General features: G+C 64.0%; 14 protein-coding genes. 8 read left to right on the top strand and 6 right to left on the bottom strand.

Going from position 1 to position 19,308, the window contains the following annotated elements; genetic code table 11:
• Nucleotides 1-29: 29 nt before the first annotated feature.
• The 8 genes from E3N85_RS12295 to E3N85_RS12260 all read left to right on the top strand — a co-directional run bounded on the left by E3N85_RS12295 (nucleotide 30) and on the right by E3N85_RS12260 (nucleotide 10,204).
• Nucleotides 30-2,063 carry a beta-galactosidase gene (locus E3N85_RS12295; protein WP_134463556.1) on the top strand — a complete coding sequence of 678 codons (2,034 nt, stop codon included), beginning with the start codon at nucleotides 30-32 and terminating at the stop codon, nucleotides 2,061-2,063.
• Between the two features lie 62 nt (nucleotides 2,064-2,125).
• Complete coding sequence (locus E3N85_RS12290; protein ID WP_134463554.1) at nucleotides 2,126-2,668, top strand: gamma carbonic anhydrase family protein; 543 nt, start codon at nucleotides 2,126-2,128, stop codon at nucleotides 2,666-2,668.
• Between the two features lie 486 nt (nucleotides 2,669-3,154).
• Nucleotides 3,155-3,772, top strand: coding sequence for an acyltransferase (locus tag E3N85_RS12285; protein ID WP_134463552.1), 618 nt, complete (start codon nucleotides 3,155-3,157; stop codon nucleotides 3,770-3,772).
• Nucleotides 3,773-3,857: 85 nt separating this feature from the next.
• Nucleotides 3,858-5,624: a WecB/TagA/CpsF family glycosyltransferase gene (locus E3N85_RS12280; RefSeq protein WP_134463550.1), complete on the top strand. Its 1,767-nt coding sequence runs from the start codon at nucleotides 3,858-3,860 to the stop codon at nucleotides 5,622-5,624.
• A 152-nt stretch (nucleotides 5,625-5,776) separates the two neighbouring features.
• The gene (locus tag E3N85_RS12275; RefSeq protein WP_166783946.1) at nucleotides 5,777-7,594 is read left to right on the top strand and encodes a glycosyltransferase; all 1,818 of its coding nucleotides are present in this window, start codon (nucleotides 5,777-5,779) and stop codon (nucleotides 7,592-7,594) included.
• On the top strand, nucleotides 7,591-8,238 hold the full coding sequence (locus tag E3N85_RS12270) for a hypothetical protein (protein WP_134463546.1): 648 nt from the start codon (nucleotides 7,591-7,593) through the stop codon (nucleotides 8,236-8,238). The genes E3N85_RS12275 and E3N85_RS12270 overlap by 4 nt, the downstream gene beginning before the upstream one ends.
• Nucleotides 8,235-8,861, top strand: coding sequence for a hypothetical protein (locus tag E3N85_RS12265; protein WP_134463544.1), 627 nt, complete (start codon nucleotides 8,235-8,237; stop codon nucleotides 8,859-8,861). Before E3N85_RS12270 ends, E3N85_RS12265 begins: the two co-directional genes overlap by 4 nt.
• Nucleotides 8,858-10,204, top strand: coding sequence for an O-antigen ligase (locus E3N85_RS12260; protein WP_134463542.1), 1,347 nt, complete (start codon nucleotides 8,858-8,860; stop codon nucleotides 10,202-10,204). The genes E3N85_RS12265 and E3N85_RS12260 overlap by 4 nt, the downstream gene beginning before the upstream one ends.
• Here the strand turns inward: E3N85_RS12260 and E3N85_RS12255 are convergent.
• From E3N85_RS12255 to E3N85_RS12230, 6 genes are all read right to left on the bottom strand, one after another.
• A complete protein-coding gene (locus E3N85_RS12255; RefSeq protein ID WP_134463540.1) occupies nucleotides 10,177-12,660 on the bottom strand; it encodes a glycosyltransferase in 2,484 nt (827 codons plus the stop codon). The two genes, E3N85_RS12260 and E3N85_RS12255, sit on opposite strands and share 28 nt — an antisense overlap.
• Nucleotides 12,657-13,757 (bottom strand): glycosyltransferase family 2 protein, encoded by a 1,101-nt coding sequence (locus tag E3N85_RS12250; RefSeq protein ID WP_134463538.1) that lies wholly within the window; start codon nucleotides 13,755-13,757, stop codon nucleotides 12,657-12,659. Before E3N85_RS12250 ends, E3N85_RS12255 begins: the two co-directional genes overlap by 4 nt.
• Nucleotide 13,758: 1 nt before the next feature.
• Nucleotides 13,759-14,916: a DegT/DnrJ/EryC1/StrS aminotransferase family protein gene (locus tag E3N85_RS12245; RefSeq protein ID WP_241978481.1), complete on the bottom strand. Its 1,158-nt coding sequence runs from the start codon at nucleotides 14,914-14,916 to the stop codon at nucleotides 13,759-13,761.
• Nucleotides 14,913-17,021: a glycosyltransferase gene (locus E3N85_RS12240; protein ID WP_166783944.1), complete on the bottom strand. Its 2,109-nt coding sequence runs from the start codon at nucleotides 17,019-17,021 to the stop codon at nucleotides 14,913-14,915. Before E3N85_RS12240 ends, E3N85_RS12245 begins: the two co-directional genes overlap by 4 nt.
• A gap of 98 nt (nucleotides 17,022-17,119) precedes the next feature.
• Nucleotides 17,120-18,631: an oligosaccharide flippase family protein gene (locus tag E3N85_RS12235; RefSeq protein ID WP_166783943.1), complete on the bottom strand. Its 1,512-nt coding sequence runs from the start codon at nucleotides 18,629-18,631 to the stop codon at nucleotides 17,120-17,122.
• Entirely contained in the window at nucleotides 18,624-19,304 is a 681-nt protein-coding gene (locus E3N85_RS12230) for a NeuD/PglB/VioB family sugar acetyltransferase (RefSeq protein WP_134463532.1), read from the bottom strand. Before E3N85_RS12230 ends, E3N85_RS12235 begins: the two co-directional genes overlap by 8 nt.
• Nucleotides 19,305-19,308: the final 4 nt, after the last annotated feature.

Here is a 19,308-nt window from a genome sequence, read left to right as displayed (position 1 = left end):
GGAGCGCACACAGTCAAAGGAGATCCCCCATGCCGGTTCAACCCGTATCCCCTTCCACCTCCCGCGCCACGGCGCGCTGGATGAGCGGCACCACCAAGTTGCGTTACGGCGGCGACTACAACCCGGAGCAATGGCCCCGCGAGGTGTGGCTGCAAGACATCTTGCTCATGAAGCAGGCCGGCATCAATCTGGTCAGCATCGGGATTTTTTCCTGGGTCCTGCTGGAGCCGCGCGAGGGTGAGTACGATTTCGGATGGCTTGACGACATCATGAACCTGCTCGGGGAAGCGGGCATCGACGTGGATCTGGCAACGCCGACCGCGGCCCCGCCGGCGTGGTTTTGGAAGAAATACCCGGCATCTCGTCCCGTCACCCGTGACGGCGTCACGCTGGGTAACGGTTCGCGTGGCATGGTGAGCCCGAGCTCTCCCGAGTATCGGCATGCGGCCACCGCCATCACGGAGCAGTTGGCTCGCCGCTATGCCAGCCATCCGGCGCTCGTGATGTGGCACGTGCACAACGAATACGGCGCACCGATCAGCGATTCCTACGACGACTATTCGGTCGCGGCATTTCGCACCTGGTTGCAGTCACGGTACTCAACGTTGGACGCGCTGAACGAGGCCTGGGGCACGACCTTCTGGGGCCAGCGCTACGGCGAATGGGGCGAGATCGACGCCCCGCGGGTCTCAGCATCGGTCAGCAACCAGGCCCAGCGCCTCGACTTTCGGCGATTCACTTCCGACGCACTGCTGGCCTGCTACGTGGCCGAGCGTGACGTCATCCGTCGCTTCACCCCCGACCTGCCCGTCACCACCAACTACATGGCTACCAACTGCCTCGCCGCGGACTACTGGACGTGGAGCCGCGAGGTCGACATCGTCTCGAACGACCATTATCTGGTAGCGGAACGAGACGACAACCACATCCTGCTGGCAATGGATGCCGACCTGACCCGATCTCTGGCCGGCGGCGCACCGTGGATTCTGATGGAACATTCGGCGGGAGCGGTCAATTGGCAGCCCCGAAATATCGCCAAGCGACCAGGAGAACTCGCCCGCAATTCCCTGGCACATTTGGCGCGAGGCGCCGACGGCATCCTGTTCTTCCAATTCCGTGCATCGCGATTCGGGGTGGAGAAATTCCACTCGGCCATGCTGCCGCACGCAGGCACGGACACGCAGGTCTGGCGCGACGCCGTAGCGCTTGGTGACACTCTGGATCAACTCGAGTCCGTGCGCAGCACGCGGGTGCAGGCCAGGGTGGCGTTCCTCTGGGATGTGGAGTCGTTCTGGGCACAGGACCTGGAGTGGCGCCCCAGCGTCGACCTCGATCACCGGGCATGCATCGAGGCGTATTACACCGCGCTCTGGAAGCGGAATGTGACGATTGATTTCGCGCACCCCGCCGCGGACCTGGGTTCCTATGACTTGGTCGTTGCGCCCAGCCTGTACCTGGTGGGGTCGAAGGCGGCCGCCAACCTGAGCGCGTATGTGGTCGCGGGCGGACATCTGTTGGTGTCCTATTTCTCCGGCATCGTCGACGAACACGACAGCGTGCATCCCGGTGCCGCTCCCGGAGCTTTGCGCGATGTGCTCGGGCTGGCCATTCACGAGTTCAAACCCCTGCACGAGGGAGAAACGCTCAGCCTCGAACAGGGCCGCAGCGGTTCGACCTGGGCCGACGACATCCACGTGTCGACCGCCGATGTGCATACCCGATATCTCGACGGTCCAGCGGCTGGCGGGCCTGCGATCACGCGGAACAACCACGGAGCAGGAACGGCGTGGTACGTCTCCACCGGCCTGACCGGCACCGACCTGGATTCCCTCCTCACCGAGGTCTTGAGCGGTGCCGGTATCGCGGTTCCGGCACCGGCAGCAGCTGGCCTCGAGGTGATAGCGCGCAGCGCCGACGACGACGAATTCGTGTTCCTGATCAATCACGCTGACACCGACGCCTCCTACCCCTGCCCGGGATACGAGCTGCTCACCGCCGCGGAGATTGCGGATACGGTCGTGATCCCCGCCGGGCTGACCCGGGTCGTGCGCCGACGTCGTTGACGGAGATTCCCGGGGCGGCGCAACGCATGGCCCCCGGGATCGACTCGGCTAGGCTGACGCGTATGACTGCCGAGAGCGCCGCCCGAATCATCGCCTTGCCGAACATCCCGGCCCCGAGCATCGCCAAAACCGCCTTCGTCGCCCCCGGCGCCGTGATCGTCGGCAACGTCTCCCTCGCCGACCGGGCCAGCGTCTGGTACAACTCCGTGCTGCGTGCCGAACTCGAGCCGATCACGATCGGCGCCGGCTCGAACCTGCAGGACAACGTCTCCTGCCACGTCGACACCGACTTTCCACTCACCCTCGGCGCGGGTGTCTCGGTCGGCCACGGCGCCGTGCTACACGGCTGCACGATCGAAGACAACGTGCTGGTGGGCATGGCTGCGACCATTTTGAACGGTGCCGTCATCGGCACCGGATCGCTTGTGGCCGCCGGCGCCGTCGTTCTCGGCGGAACCATCGTGCCCCCCGGGTCGCTCGTGGCCGGTGTTCCCGCCAAGGTTCGACGCCCCCTCACCGACGACGAGATCGCCAGCATTCGGCATAACGCCGAAAACTATCTCAAGCACACCGAGCTGCACCGCTCGGCGCTCGCCCAGCAATAGAAGACCAACGGCATCTAGCGGGATTTTCGATCCGCCCCTGCCGCTCCCGGCCGGTCCCGGCCGATCCCGGCCGATCCCGGCCCAGTTTCGCACTACACGATGCCCTGTTGCGTGAACGGTTGATAACAATGCTGCGCGTTGCCCGTGCCGCAGGCGGCCCGGGCACCGCAAATTGACAAAGTTTAGCTCTTCGAGGTGACCGCGACCAGCCCCCGGATGGGGCGTACTTCCACACATCTCAGCCCCGTTATAGTGCTGACACTGGTAGTTGAGATTTATTCAAATTATCCGCGAGCCTGACATATCCCGGTGTGATCCTTCCAACGGATGCTCGACCGGCGCGTTCCAGTAACTCCTGTTCCCCCCGAACTGCAGGGATTCCATGAAGGCACCAGACCACCAACCCTCGACACCCAGTTTCCCGCCAGTATCGGTTTCTTCCGCCCGCAACGTTGTTTCGAAGGCTCGTCCCAGTCGGATGGACGAATGACCGAATCCATAGCCTCGTTCCCGCATGCTCGCATCGCCGCTTCTGCAGACATCGATGATCAGGCTGACATCGGACCGGGAACCGTAATCTGGCATCTCGCCCAGGTGCGCGAGCACGCGGTCCTCGGCCGAGACTGCATTTTGGGGCGGGGTGCGTACATCGGACCCGGCGTCACCGTCGGCCACAGCTGCAAGATACAGAACTACGCTCTGATCTACGAACCTGCATGCCTGGAAGACGGAGTATTCGTCGGCCCCGCAGTGGTACTCACGAACGACACGTTTCCGCGCGCCGTCAATGTCGACGGCACACCTAAAACCGCTGAGGATTGGGATGCCGTCGGCGTGCTCGTGCGCACGGGTGCCTCGATCGGCGCCCGCTCCGTGTGCGTAGCCCCACTGACCATCGGGCGGTGGTCTCTGGTCGCTGCCGGCGCCGTCGTGACCCGGGATGTGCCCGATTACGCCCTGGTCGCCGGAGTACCAGCCCGGCGCATCGGATGGGTCGGGCGCAGCGGCACCCCACTCAAAGATGAAGGCGGCGGCCGGTTTGTCTGTCCAATCACGGGTGACGCGTATTTCGAACGCGACGGCGCGCTCACGGAGGAGCAGTGATGACGTGACATGTCATCACCCTCAAATCAGAGCAACCATCCGTTCCTGTGCGCATTGCGCACACCAGACCTCTTAGGTAGTGCAGATGACAGTCAATGAAACTCGAATCGTGCTTGGCGGGTCGGTGGTCGACCTGCTGGAAATGCAGGATGCGTTGAAACGCATTTCCGATCACCTCACCAACCGAGCGGATGCACCGCTCGCGGTGGCATCGGTGAACCTCGATCACGTGCACCATTTTGGAACCGGTGCAACGCTGGCGGTAACCCTGGAGCATCTGCCGCGCGGCGGCTCCTCGGAGGAAGTCGACTGGCTGCACCTGATCGACGGAGCACCGCTTGCCGCTCATGCGCGTCGCCTGACCGGACGTGCTTGGCCGCGGCTCGCCGGCAGTGACTTGATCGAGCCCATTCTGGAGAGTGCCGGGCTTTTGGGCGTTCGTGTCGGCTTTCTCGGCGGGACGGAAGATACCCATCAACGCCTGCGCTCCGAGTTCGCGCTCGTGCGGCCAACTTTGCGGGTGGCCGGTTACTGGGCACCGAGTCGCGAGGTCGTCTCCGACCCGGCACGCTCGGCGGCCCTGGCGGGGGAGATCAAAAATGCCGATATTGACCTGCTGGTCGTCGGGCTCGGAAAACCACGGCAGGAATTGTGGATAGCCGAACACGGTGTACAAACCGGGGCGACCGTGCTTCTGGCATTCGGCGCCGTCGTAGATTTTCTGGCCGGCCGGGTTCGTCGCGCTCCCCACTGGGTCACCGTTCATGGTCTGGAATGGGCCTGGCGCCTCGCGATCGAGCCCACCCGGCTCGCGTCACGCTACCTCGTTGACGGTCCGGCCGCGTACCTTCTGGTGCGGCGCACGAACGCGGCCAGCGCCGTGTATTCCGGTCCGAAGCGGCCGACCCGATCCGAGCCACCGCCGCCCCTCATCGACGCTTCCCCCCACAGCCCCCACACGGGCAATCCGCACGGCGCCATCATTATCCCGGCTCACAATGAAGCGGGCGTCATCGAACGCACCCTCGGTTCGATTGCAGAGCTGGCCACACACGGCCAGGTCGAGGTCATCGTGGTATGTAACGGGTGCACCGATGCGACGGCAGCTCTAGCGCGCCGTTTCACCGGAGTTGTCGTGCACGAGATCGAGACGGCTTCGAAACCGTCCGCAATGAATGTCGGCGATGAGGTGGCAAACTCGTGGCCTCGTTTGTATCTCGATGCCGACATCGAGATCACCCCCGCCGCGGTGCTCGAAGTGCTCGAGGCGCTCCGGTCGGACTCGATTCTCGCCGCCCGCCCCGCGTTCGCGTACGACACCACCGGCGCCTCGTTCCCGGTGCGCAGCTATTACCGGGCCCGAATGCGCATTCCGGTGACGAAAGATGCGCTGTGGGGAGCCGGAGGATACGCACTCAATGCCACCGGCCATGCCCGTTTCGGCCGCTTCCCCGAGCTAACGGCCGACGACGCGTTCGTCGACGGCATGTTTACCAGCGCGGAAAAACGGGCGTTGGTTACGGTTCCGACCCGTGTGCGCACGCCACGACACACGGCCGGGCTGCTCGCGGTACTGACCAGGCAACGCCGCGGCATCGTGGATCTCGACGCCGCCGGATCGGCCCTTGAACGAGTTGCGGCGCTTTTTTCCTCGATCCGGCGACCCTCCGACGCGGCGGATGCGTGCTGGTACACCGCGCTCACGGGCGCCGCCCGATTGCGCTCCCACTGGTCGACCCGAAATTCCCGTCTGGTGTGGGAGAGAGACGTCTCCAGCCGCACTGCCCTGTCTGATGCCGCTGATGTCTGCGCCCCCTTTGGGGGCATCCCCAACCCCCTCGCCCCGCGCTAATGTCATCGTCGTAGGAGATGAGCAACGCTCAGCGAGATTGCTGCTGAAGCCAGCATACGAAACATTTTTGACGACCACTCGACAGGCAAGGGAAACCACGTGGACTCGCTCAGGATTTCATACACGAGCTCCCAACCGAACCGGGAATGGCGTTGAGCGCGCAACCCGGTTTCGGCATAGACAGCGACGCTGACGTAGATATCGTCATCGTCACGCACAACAACGACGCGGATGTCGACGCCGTGCTGCACAGTTTGCCGGCTGGGGCTCCAAATCTGCGGCTGCGTGTCGTCGTCGTTGACAACGACTCCACCGACGACACCCTGCTCAAGCTTGCCGCTTACCCGAAGGTTCGGGTGCTGCGCAGTGGCGGCAATCTCGGCTATGCCGCTGGCATCAATATTGCACGCCGAGAATTCGGCAGATCCCGTACACTGCTGATCCTGAACCCGGATGTCGAGGTGATGCCCGGTGCCATTGCCGCCCTGCATAACAGCATGGCGCAAACCGGCGCGGGGATCGTCGTGCCGCTGTTGCACGACTCGGCCGGCGTGCGCCAGGCGTCACTCCGCCGTGAACCGTCAGTAACACGCACTCTCGGCGAAGCGCTCTTCGGCGATCACCTCGGTGGTCGGCCCGGCTGGTTGTCCGAGATCGACCGCCGGGCGTCACACTATCGGCTCCCCCGAGAGGTTGAGTGGGCGACCGGCGCTGCCCTTCTCATCGATGGAAGCCTGGCTGAACGACTCGGGGACTGGGACGAACGCTATTTTCTGTACTCGGAAGAGACGGACTACTTTCGGCGCGCCCGCCAGGCTGGAGCCGTTGTCTGGTTTGAACCAGCTGCCCTCATTCGCCACCGGCAGGGCGGATCGGGTGGATCAGACGGTCAGATTGCGCTTATGGCCGTCAACCGGGTTCGCTATGCGCAGGCCTGGGGGACGCGAGCGCATGCCACTCGGATTCGCGCTGCGGTCATACTTCATGCCTCCCTGCGCCTGAACCAACCCGCGCAACGCTATGCTGCCATGGTTCTGACACGCCGTGGCCGGTGGCACGGGCTGCCGCGCGCGACCCTGACTGGCGTCGCGAATATCAGCGGGGCCACGCCGCCCAGCATCGAGCACGTGCTATTGACCCGATTCAACCTGCCGTCCGCAGGACCGGAACGGGTGATTCGGGCACAGAAGGGCTGGCTTGCCGAGCGGATCATCCTCTTTGAGCGCTACTGCCTTCCGTCGGTTCGCGCCCAGACCAACCAGAATTTCACCTGGATCATCTATTTCGATCCCGAAAGTCCACACTGGCTTCGAGACCGCGTGAGCGCTCTGCAGTCGGACGGCATTTTTCAGGCCGTGTTTCGTTCCTCGGTCAGCCGTTCCGACCTGATCTCGGATATTCGTGCCGTTGTGGGTCGAGAGCGCGACGTGCTCATCACCACAAATCTGGATAATGACGACGGCCTCGCCACGGACTTTGTGGACCGATTGCAGCAAGCGGATGCCCCCTGTTGCCGTGCTGCCCTCTATATCACGGGCGGTCTCATCGTAAGTCCGAATGGTTTGTACCTGCGGCGGGATACCCACAATGCCTTTTGTTCCGTGCGGGAAAGTTGGGGCGATCCCGTTTCCTGCTGGGCAGGCTGGCACACCCGCCTGGGCGAGTCCATGCGCGTCGTCGAAATCGACGGCGCTCCCGGCTGGCTCCAGGTGGTGCACGGCTCGAACGTCAGCAACCGGGTGCGCGGTCGGCTCGTCTCCCCGCTGCCCTACGCCGATTTATTCGGTGCGCAGCTCGACGCGCTCACCGTGCCCGCGCGCCGACGGCTGCTGGTCGACCGCTTGGTCGCGGTGCCAACCAGAAACGCGCGGGAAGCGCTGCGCGCCGGGGCCAAATGGGTGGCCGTGCAGCTGTTCGGCACGGCGGGACTTGACGACATCAAACTGCGGTTCGTTCGGTGGGTCCGGTGACGACTCGGAAACTGCTTCAGATCCTCGCGCGGCGGTGGTATGTCGTGGTCGTTGTGCTCACGCTGACCGGTCTCGTTTACATCTCGCTCGCCCGGGACGGCTCAGCCTACTCCAGCGAGGTTCAGGTTGTCTTCGTCGCCCCTGGGGATGTTGTTCTCGCACCGTTCAACGACCAGCGCCGAGAAACCCTGGTCGGTTTCGCCGCCGCCATCGAAAGCGAAATGAACAACGGACGGCCCACAAACCGACTGGCCGAACGTGCCCCGCTCTTCGGCACCGGGGTCAATCAGGGCTATCAGGTGCTCCTGCCCAATCGCGGTGGTCAGTGGCAATACAGTTTTCCGGATCCGGTACTCACAATTCGCGCCGTGGGACCAAACCCGCAGTGGGTCACTGCGACCGTCGACGGGCTCGTCACGCGCATCAACGCATTGGTCGCTGACCGGCAGCAAGGCAGCGGGGTGCCCATCGTCGACACCATTCACACCAAGCGAATACCGAACGAGACGGCCGTGGATTTCGTCGGAAGCTCCGCGGGCGCCCGCACCCGGGCACTGGTTTCGCTCCTTCTTGTCGGCCTGGCCGTCTCGGCATTCCTGGCCGTAACTGTCGACCGACTAGCGCAGAAAGTGCACACGCAATGACCCTTAGCAATTTTCTGAACAGTTTGGCACGACGCTGGCATCTTCTGCTTGGAGCACTCACGCTCACCGCGAGCCTATGCCTTCTCGCCTATTCCGCCGTGCCCCCCACCTACGAGCGCGCAGCCAGTGTTCTTCTGCTCCCTGGCACACAGACCATTCCTACCGGCGGAAACCCCTACCTATATCTCGCCGGCCTCGGCCAGGCCAGTGAAGTTCTGGTGGCAGCGATGAACGCAAGCTCGGTGCGACAGGATATTCGGCTCGACTACCCGAGCACGGAGGTCTCCGTGGCTCGAGACCCAGCCAGCAGCGGCCCGCTCATCGCGGTATCAGTGTCGGGGCCGAGCGATGCGGCGGTGACCGCTGTTCTAGAACGAGCGCTGACGGCCATTCCTGAGACGTTGTCGACACTACAAACGCAAGCGGGTGTTTCGGAGACGGCTCGGATCGACTCACTGCAACTCACCAGCGATCCCACCAGCATGCTCGTGCGTAAGAATCAGTACCAGGCGGTCGTCATTGTCGCTGCCGGGGGTATAGTCCTGTCGCTGCTCGGGGTCGGTTTCGTCGACGGGCTCCTCCTGTCTCGGCAGCGCGGCCAGCTCGGCAGCATCCGCGCGTGAGCGTCTCTCCCGCTGCGCTCCTGCGCATCTCCCGGCTGAGACCCGGCGGCCGGATTCCAGATTTTGACGGGCTCACCGTGCTCACCGTCTATCTGGTCCTTTTGTTCGCGGTGCCGTCCAATCTGACTATCACTGCGCTCGGCTCGGCCGGCCGGCCGGCGTCACTGTGGGCTTTGGCTGCCGGGGTGTGGTGGTGCTGGTGGCAGGTGCAACGCTACGTACCGTCGGGTTGGCAGCCTCAGCCCGTTCGACTTGCCGTTTTCGCCTTTCTCGTGATCGGAGCGCTCAGCTACTCCACAGCGCTGTTGCGGGGGCTTCCGGCCGACGAGACAAATCCCGCCGATAACGGCATGCTGCGTCTGGTGGCGTGGACCGGAATCCTGCTCGTGGCCAACGACGGCCTGCCCGACGCCGATGCCTTGCGGCGCCTATTGCGGCGCATCACGTGGGCCGCCGCTCTTCTGGGCGGTTTGGGGATCGCGCAGTCTCTCACCGGAAATCCCCTGATCGAGTGGATCTCCATTCCCGGGATGAGCTCGGACTTCGCCGTTCTGGACTCCCGTGGTGGTTTCATCCGCGCCTCGGCCACCGCCAGCCAGCCGCTCGAATACGGCGTAGTGCTCTGCCTGACGTTTCCCATCGCCGTCATTCTGGCTATGGAAGACAGAACCCGTTCTCTGCTGGCACGCTGTCTTCCCGCCGCAATCATCGCTTTCGCCTCGGTGTTCTCGGTGTCTCGGTCGGAACTGATCGGCCTCGCCGTCGGTTTTGTCGTGCTCCTGCCCAGCTTCTCGAGGAGAACTCGACTGATTTTCGCTGCTCTGGGAATCGCGCTCGCCGGAGTGATCGCCGTTCTGGTGCCCGGCTTGTTGGGAACCATCCGCGGGCTCTTCACCGGCATCGCGATAGACCCGAGCACCCTCTCCCGCACGAGCAGTTACGACGACGCAATTGAACTGGTGAGCCGGTTTCCCCTCGTGGGAAAGGGGTTCGGCACCCTACTGCCCCACTATCACATCTTCGATAATCAGTACCTGCTGCTAACCATCGAACTCGGCTTGCTGGGGCTTCTCTCCTTTCTCGCGCTCGCGATCACCGCGCTCGTGGCCGCCGGCGTGGCTCGCGAGCGCGCGGCCACGCGCATTGATCGTCAGCTGGCCTTGGCCCTGCTCGCTTCCGCCCTGGCCGGGGCGGTCATGATGGCCTTTTTTGACGGACTGTCATTCTCGATGTCGGCGGGGGCGTTGTTCCTCGTTCTCGGTCTGTGCGGTGCCGCACTCCGCCTCTTTTCGAATCCCCCGGTACCGGCATCCTCTCAATCGATGTTCACGCGGTACACGTGATAGCTGTAATCCTCGGCGAAGGTATCGCGAAATTGCCCGGAAGCATCGACCGGCAGGCTGCGCCCCTCATCCAGCACCGTCACCGACGACCCGTGCACACTGGGAGGAAGCGTGAAAGTGCGGGTGCCCGGCATCGACGATCCATCGATCATTGCGAACACATAGGCATACCCGTCGTGGCTCTTGAGCATGGTGTCCAGTTCTGCACCGAATGAGTAATCATAAGATTGGGTGTTGATCACCCCGGCGAGCGCGTGGATCTGCGCGTTCACTTCTTTCACGGCCCCGACCTGAGCATTTCCGCAGAACCCCGGAGTCACCTGCGATTGCCGGAAGACGTTCACGGCCTGACACGACCCGCCCAGACTCTGATTGAAGTACGCGATTCCGCGGGCCTCGTGGATGATGGAGCTCGCCACAGCGCCTTTGAGTTGGCCCGGGTTGATGTTGTTCGTCGGCGGCGCATCGGGTGGACCGCCATTGAGGTTTTCCACCCACGCCCAACGGGGCTGCAGATCGCCGTCGGCGGCGTCCTGCAGGGTCAACCCGGTGAGGATCTTTCCATAGCTCGACGCCGAACGACAGTTGGCCTGCTCGACCGGAACCAGATAGGCGTCCCGATACGGCAACGAGTCGCAATAGGGAATTGTGTACCAGTACATATCAACCGAGACCACATCGGTGTACCTGTTCACATATTGCTGCGCAACCTGTTGGTCTAGATCTTTCGCCACCACCATCTGCGTGAAATTGGCGTATTTGAACCGACCGTCTTCGGGAAGACCATCGACGATCGCCTGCAGATGCGCTGGTCCGGCCGTCGGAGAAAACCTGCCATCGACCTCGTCGTCAAGAAATCGACCCACCCAGTTCGCACTGTCGTCGGAGAAGCTGCTGTTGAGCTTGTTACCGATCCAAAACACACCATTGTCCGCAAACAAGTGATAAGGGGTACCCTCCCACATGCCGCTGTAGGTGTTGATTCCCAGTGATTTGTCGTACTGGACTTCAGCGTCGGAGCTGAAGTTTCCGAACCAGGAAATGATGGGAAAAAAATTCGGGTCGCTCCAGCCGGCCGCGCTCGCCCTCTCGAACCGATCCCAGTAGGCGGGTCCGCCTTCCCACGGAATCCGCGGCAGGGCGAGGGCTCCTGAGACAACCGGCTGCACCGAGGCGGGCTGCACCGACTCGACGCTGTCGACCTTCGACGTGCCGAGCAGCACAACGGGCAGCCCGACAACGGCCAGAAACGCACACGCGACGACGACCGTTTTCCACCGAGTGCCCGGAACCCGCATGCTCCGAAACTTTCTCATGTTTTTATTCCCTCCTGCGCGTTCGCAAGAATCAAGAATATTGAGCAATTGGAGGGCCCGAGCGTTCCAACTGTGCTCTCGGGCGAAAGCGAGGCGCATTGCCGTATCGACCGCGTTGTCGGGACGGGAGAGCAGGCTGCGCACCCGGTGCGCGAAATCCGCCGGGTCGGTTGCCACCTCGATCAGGTCCGTGTCGAGCCACTGCACCGCGGGCAGGTCAGTCGACACGACAGGTAGCCCTGCTGCCAGATATTCCAATGTCTTGAGCGGAAAGCTCGCGCGATTGAAGGCCGTATCGGCGTACGGCGTGAGACCCACCCCCATGAGCCCGAGCAGCTTGGGCAGTTCGGCCTGCGGCACCTCCCCGTGCCAGGTCACGCCGTTCGCGGCGAGAAAGCGGTCGAGGAACGCACGGGTTTCTGCAGTGCGCTCGGCGCGCGGTCCGACCACGATAATTTCGGTTCCACCGGCCCGAACCGCTTCCAGAATCTCTGGATCCAGGCGTTCATTCAGCTGCCCGATCAGTCCGGCAATGGGTTTGCGCCGCGCACCCGTGGGCGAGTCACCGCTGGCCGGGTCGCATCCGTTCGCGAGCACCTCGACCGTCACGGCGTAGTCGCGCGCGAGCCGGGCGGCGAGGTTTGGCGACACCGCGGCCGTGACGTGCGCGGCGTGAACGTTGCGCTCCAGATCGTTCTCGATACGAACTGTTGACAGTCCCATCAGCGCCGCCCCGGCCAGCCAGTCGTCGGTGACATACAGCAGACGGGTGCCGCCGATACGGTGCGGAAATCGTTGCCGGGGTGATGCCACGATCACGGCGGACACCTCCAGCCGCAGTCTTCGCACCACCGATCGGATGTGCCGCTCGAGCACGACCGTGGCGGCGCAGCGAATTCCCGGCCGCGACGCACCGGGCCAGGTGCGAGTCTGTAGCCGGGTGACGCCAGGGGCCACGAGGGAAATACCGGACCGGTTGTGTTCTTTTCCACCGCCCTGTCGGCGCGTCAGCACCGAAAACGGCGGATCCACCCACAACACCGGAATGAAGACGCCCAGCGCGGTCATGAGTCTGCGATCGGTCCCCGCCACCGACTCCCACCGTGTGCCGGCGATGAAGACGATCGATCGCGTCATCATACGCCCGTCGATCGCCAGCGGTACCGACCGAGCACGAGCGCGGCGCGATGCCGGAGGGCATGTGCCAGCAGGTTGGGCGAAAATCGCGACTTGACCGGCCCCAGCCGCTCGGCCCGACGCAAAGCTTTCGCTTGCGGCAGGCTGTCAAGATCGGCGTGGATCTCCCGGGCGTACTGCAGGTAGCCGTCTGTTTCCGGGGAGCCCCCACGGCCGGCCGAATACGCCTGGGTGGTGCGGGTGAGTGCCTCGTTGGCCAGTGTGGCCCGGGCGATCCGAAGTAATCGCGCGTCTGCGACGGCATCGCCCAAGCCGTCGGTGAGCAGCGTGAAGAAGGCGTCGGCTCGTTCCTCCAAATCACGTTTCACATCGACTTCTCGGGCCGACAGGCTGTCTGAGTGCTCACGGTGCCAGGCTTGGTCAGCGCCGCCGACCCATCCCACGTCAGACACGCGGGCGAGCCTCAGCCACAGTTCCAGATCGTGGGTATGCGCCAGGGGGCGCATACCGCCGACCGACCGCAGCGTGCAAGCCCGCATCAGCACTTCGGGTGAGGTAATGCAGTTGTGACCGAGTCTGCATCGGCGTTCCAGCCAGCCTCGGCCGGGCCAGACGGTCCAACTTCGCGCAGAGCCTCGATGCCGCAGCACGGTGGGTGCCGTGAAATGCACCGGATGGCCGTACACAAGGCCCACGCCGGGAAAGTGTTCGGCGAGGGCGGCGGCCCGAGCAATCGAGCCCGGCGTCAGCATGTCATCGGCGTCGAGCCTGATGACGAATTCCCCGGTGGCGTGGGCAAGCCCTTCGTTGAAGGCAGTGGCCGGTCCGCCGTTGTGCGTGCGTGTGACCAGCGTCACTCGTGAGTCGGCGGCGGCCAGATCTTCTGCCAGCTGCACCGAATCATCCGCTGACGCGTCGTCAACGATAATGACGTCGACACGCACGCCGCGTTGGACTAGCACGCTGTTCACCGCCTGTCGCAGGTACCGTTCATAGTTGAAGTTGGTGATCACGACACTGACCCGTGGCACCCGGATGGGTGTTTGACGCACCCCCGGCCCGTCCACTCGGCCCGTCGCGCGGAGGGCTGCCGTTGTCACCTCAGCCCACCGCGCGCAGAGCGGCCCGCTGCCGGTGCAGGCTCAGGGCGTTCCGCAGGGCCGTCACAATTCGGTCCTGCTGCTCGGTCGTGATGCCGGGGTAGATCGGGAGCGACATGATCTCATCCGACAGGTGTTCCGCCAGCGGAAAGCTGCCGCGTGGCAGCCCGAGGTCGGCGAACCCAGGCTGCAGGTGCACGGGAACCGGATAGTGCACGGATGCGCTGATTCCCTGCTTCGTGAGATGCTCGACGATCCGGTCACGATGGGGCACCCGAACCACGTAGAGATGGAAAACGTGTTCGTTGCCTTCGACCACGCGCGGAATGACAACCTCGGGCAGGTCGACCAAGAGCTCGTCGTAGTAGCGGGCGGCATCTCGCCGCAGCTGATTCCATCCATCCAGTCGGGCGAGTTTCGCCGACAACACGACACCCTGAAGACCGTCCAGTCGAGAATTCAGCCCGGCAAACCGGTGCTCGTATCGGTTGGTACCGCCGTGATTGCGCAGTGCTCGCACCATATCGGCGACGAGATCGGAATTCGTGAGCACCGCCCCGCCGTCCCCGTAGGCACCGAGGTTCTTGCCGGGGTAGAAGCTGGTCCCGCCGGCATCACCCAGACTGCCGGCGCGCGCGCCGAACCTCGTCGCTCCCTGCGCCTGGGCCAGGTCTTCCACGAGGAACGCGTCGGGACCGCTGGCCTCCCGCAGGAGCTCCATCGGTGCCATCTGGCCGTAGAGGTGCACCCCGATAACGGCCCGGGTGTGCACAGACACGCTCGATCGAACCGCTTCCGGATCGATGAGAAAATCTTCGTCACAATCGACGAGCTTCACCACGGCACCCGCCCGCAGCACCGCCTCCGCTGTGGCGACGAACGTGTTGGCGGGCAGGATGACCTCGTCGCCCACTCCGATTCGAGCTGCACGCAAGACGAGCTCGAGCGCATCGGTGCCGTTTGCCACCCCGAGAACGTGTTCGACTCCGCAGTAGGCAGCGAACGCGCCTTCAAAACGCTCCACCTCCGGACCAAGTATGAAACTCCCGTTGTTCATTACCCGATCGAAGCCGGCGTGCACTTCGTCGTTGATCGCGGCGTGCTGGAAGCCGAGGTCTACCAAGGGCACGGGGAGGGGAAGGTGGTCCAGGTGAGTCACTGTGACGTTCCGTTCTGATCGGGTGATTGCGGTCTGTTCCTGTATTCGTCGGGCGAGCTGCGCAGCACGACGACGCCGCCGCAGTCCGGTCGCCGGTCGACAATCCGAAATCCACGGGTTTGCGTCAGCTCCGTCAGAATCCGGTAGCCGGCAGGTTCATCGGTGCCCTCGAGGAGCACTGTCGTCGCCGTGTCCAGCACGCCGATATCGTCGATCAAGGTGATAGCGCTCTGGGCGACGAAAACCAGGCGCTTCTCGTGATGCCCGTGCCGAACGAGCTCGGCGGGCCTCCACTGCGGTGTCTCGATGACGGCAACCTGTGTGACGGCGGGGTTACCGAGTAAGCCACGTTGCACGGCACGACTGGACCTGTTCCAGGAATCGCTGCCCAGGAAGATGACTGCCCGCGTCACGGGTTCGCCCTGCGCGAAGCCCTGCAGGTATCGGGACCAATCGTTGCCGGTCACCCGCTGCTTGAACGGAGACAGCCGGGCGCGCAACCACCGCTCCGTCGGAGGGAGGGTGCTGCCGTTTCGCAAGCGCGCTACCCGACCCGCGAGTCTGCGTCGAGGGCCGGGTGGAGCGACGATACTTCGCGTGGCGGCGAGCGCCCTGCCTGCTGGTGCACTGTATGCGCGCTCGAGCCGGGTGGCCAGCTCAGCCTGGCTCGCGGCTCGGAGCATTATGAGGAGGTGTTCGTGCCAGTCGGCCGGGGAGAACGGGGGCACGGGACTGATCGACGACCGCCATTGCACCGAAACCGCGGAACCGGTAGCGATGGTGCGGCCCGTCAGTGCGGCCACGACGGCACGCATCCGCTCCAATTCCGGATGCAGCATGGCCGGGTACATCAGGGCAGCCGCGTTCGCTGCGTGCAGGTCGCCCCGGCACAGGTCGACCCGAATTTCACAGGCCCAGTGCACCGGGTCGGGTTCGGCCGACTGGTGGTGGGACAGCACTGCAATCTGCAGCCTGGAGAGCCAGTCCTGCGCAGCTCGCCAGTCACCCTGCAGCAGCGACGTATAGATAAGGCCGACGACGCCCTCCGGAATAAAAAAGTAGTTCAGGCAGCGCACAAATTCCCGTTGGGCAAGCGGGTAGTCTCGATGCCGCAGAGCGGTCCATCCCTTGCTGATCAGCTGCCGGTCCCGGCCGGGACTGCTCACGGCCGGTGTCGGGGACCGCTGCGTTTCTCCCACGAGGCTCAGGTCGCCGTGCGGCCACCGCTGCGTAATCTCGATCTGCGTGCCATGTCTGCTGACGAGGTCGAACCACTGCCTGATTTGACTGCGTTGGGCCAGCGTGTGGTAGTCATGAACCAGCCGATGCCCCGCGCGGGTGATCCGCTCCAGCTCCTCCGGGGCGCCCAGCAGGTGACTGATCTTGTCGACAACGTCGTTTTCGTCGGCGAAAACGCAGTTCACCATGTGCCTAAAGCCGAAGGCTTCAATGGATGCTGTTCGCTCCGTGACCAGGCAGGTCATGGAGGCAGGGATTTCCAGGTGTTTACGAACGACATCCTGGGCGATCGTGCCGCAGGTGGGGGCAAAGCTGCTGGCGTTGAGAAGCCGAGAATACCCCTCACCGAAGAGCATGCGACCGGTGGGCGACTCTGAATTCCAGCCGAAATGCGGCGTGGCCATGGTGATAAATTCGGGAACGAGAGCGCGACTCACGGCATTCCGCCACGGATAGTGGCTGGCCTGGCTTCCGGTGAGCAGGACGGGCACGTTCTTGGCCAGGCCATAGTCACGGAACACAGCCGGGTCAATGGCGTTGGGCCAAACGAAAAGTCGACCGCCGATCTCGGGCGTGTACTCGGCCATCGACATGGAGGTCGTGACGAACCAGTGCACCTCCCACCGCGCCATATCCGCGACGAAGGCTGCACGAGAGGAATCGAAGGCGTCGGCGTGCAGAAAACCCAGTTTGGGTATGTCCGGATGAGTAGAGGTGTTGCTGATGACGCGATTCCCCGCGTACACGCCTGATTCGAACAGGCATAGGTCAGGGCGGATGCGATCGCACACCTCGTCGTAGTCGCAATCACTGTCGATGACGACCACGTCGAAGAACTCCTCGAGGCTTCTGAGTTGTTCTTGCACGTGAGCTTGCAGAAAAGCGGGCAATCCGGGACGCGTCCACCGAAAAAAGGCCATTCGCGGACGGGCTGCTGCCTCCGGCGGCAAATCGCTCGCCCGGCTCATGATTCGGCTCTCTTTCCTTGCAGACCCCGAAGCACCCAGCCGTGGACGGCAAGATAGAAAGAAAGGCGAGCGACGAGGCGTTCCGGCAGGTAGCTGCGCATCATCGGCAGGGCTGCCACCAGGTAGACGGCCAGTCCGGCTGTTCCACCCACGGCCAGTCGCAGTAGGTTCCCCTCAAGCGACACCATGGCTAGATACCCCGTTCCGGCCGCAAGGCTTGCGGCCAGCAGGGGGCCACCGACAGCCCGGGCCAGCACCCGGGGCACGGAGTGCAGCACGGGTCGCAATGCCCACAGATACACCGGGATGACGACGACGACGATCACCACGACGTGCGCGATGGCGGCGCCCTGCACGCCCAGCACTGCAACGCCCACCGCGATGGTCGGCAGCAGGGCCAGCAACCAAACGGCCTGAATCAGGAAGACGCGACCGGTGCGCCCGATCCCGACCAGAAGATTCGACAGCAGCAGGGTCACCACAAAGATTCCCCCGTACACGGCCAGGATGGCCAGGACTGGCGCTGCTGCAGACCATTGCGCCCCGTAGAGCACTCCGACGATTTCCGCCGACAACGCCACAGTCAGGGCGCTGACCGGAAGAGCCGCGAGTGCCACCATCCGCGTCCAGTGCAGCAAGGCCTCCTGCAATCGCTCCGGATCCCGGCGCAAGGCCGAGAATGCGGGCATGGCCACACTGTTGATCGTTCCGGCGAGAATCGACGTCGACCAGGATGCAACGCTGAAGGCCAGGGTGTAGATGCCCAACAGAGCGGGCCCCGCCAGGGCGGCGATAAAAGCAGCATCCGCATTCAGCAGCATGTAGTTGAGAAAGTTCGCGCCGGCGAGGGGAACGCCGAACTTGAGCACCCTGGCGGCTTGCGCGCTGTTCCAGCGCGGTGCATACCAAGGGCGGGTACCGGAAATCACCACCATACCCGCGACGACCACGCCGACGACTCGTGACCAGGCAAAGGCCAGGGCGCCGTCGCCGTGCAGGGCGAGAATGATCAGCACGGCGTTCGAGGGGATGAACGCGATGGCGGTCGCTGCGAAGAGGCGTCCCTGCCGGTAGTCCCGCACCAGGATGGCGGACGACACCGCGGTAAACGAACTGAGCAGAATGGGAATGGCAAGGATCTGAATGGCCGTCTGGGCTTCCGGAGCGCCCAGGGCTGCCGCGATCTGTCCGGAGGTAAAGAACATCGCTGTGGCCAGGGTGAAGGAACTAATCATCGACAAGGCCGTCACCACCGATGCGGCGTCGGCCAGTTCCACGTCACGCCTCGCGATGCAGGAAGACAGACCCAGTTCGCACAAGGCCGAGACGATGACGTACACGACCAAGGCGGCCGCGAAGATACCGAAGTCGTATGGTGAGACGATGCGCACCACGAAGATGGTGACGATCATGCCCGCCACCTTCGTCACGAGCGTGTTCACGAAACTCCAGCTGACCCCGTGTTTCAGGGGGCGTCGTTGCCTGTCGTCGGCTGCATCGTCAGCCACGTCGCCCCCTGAAATCTGCGCCAGCCCGGCTCAGCTGTGCGGCCGCTGGCATCCGCTGTGCCGGCACTCCGACCCAGGTCTCGTGGGGTGCAACGTCGACCAATACCGCTGCCCCCATACCGATCACAGCGGCTGCACCGATCAACGTTCCCTCTCGGATGCTCGCATTCATCCCGATGTAGGCGCCCCTGCCGACGTGCACGTCGCCGCCGACGGCGACGCCGGCGCACAGCGTCGCGAACGATCCCACGCGGTTTCCGTGCGTTAGCGTGACATTGGGCATGACCACGACGTGCTCGCCCAGTTGCACGTCGGTCGTGAGCACCACACCGCTTAGCAGAATGCTGCCCGCACCGACGTGGCAGGAATCGGGCACCCCGACCGCAGGATGGATGAGCGTGGTGTAACGATCGGGCGTCACTCCCAGGTCGGCCAGTCGTGCGACGAGGTCGGCGCGAGCCGCTCCGCTTCCGACGCAGACCAGCAGGTCGGCCGTGGGATGGTACGCCACCTGAGACAGGCCACCGACGATGAGAACGCCATCGAGTGCTGTGCCCGCGAGCTCTGCCTGGTCGTCGACAACGTAGACGACATGCGGATCGTCGTTTCCGCGCAACACGCTCAGAACTTCGCGGGCCAGTCCGCTGGCCCCGATGAGAAGCAGCTCACGCATACCA

Source organism: Cryobacterium sp. Hz9 (genome assembly GCF_004402825.1).
GTDB classification, from domain to species: Bacteria; Actinomycetota; Actinomycetes; order Actinomycetales; family Microbacteriaceae; genus Cryobacterium; species Cryobacterium gelidum.
This window is presented reverse-complemented; position numbering and strand designations above follow the sequence as displayed.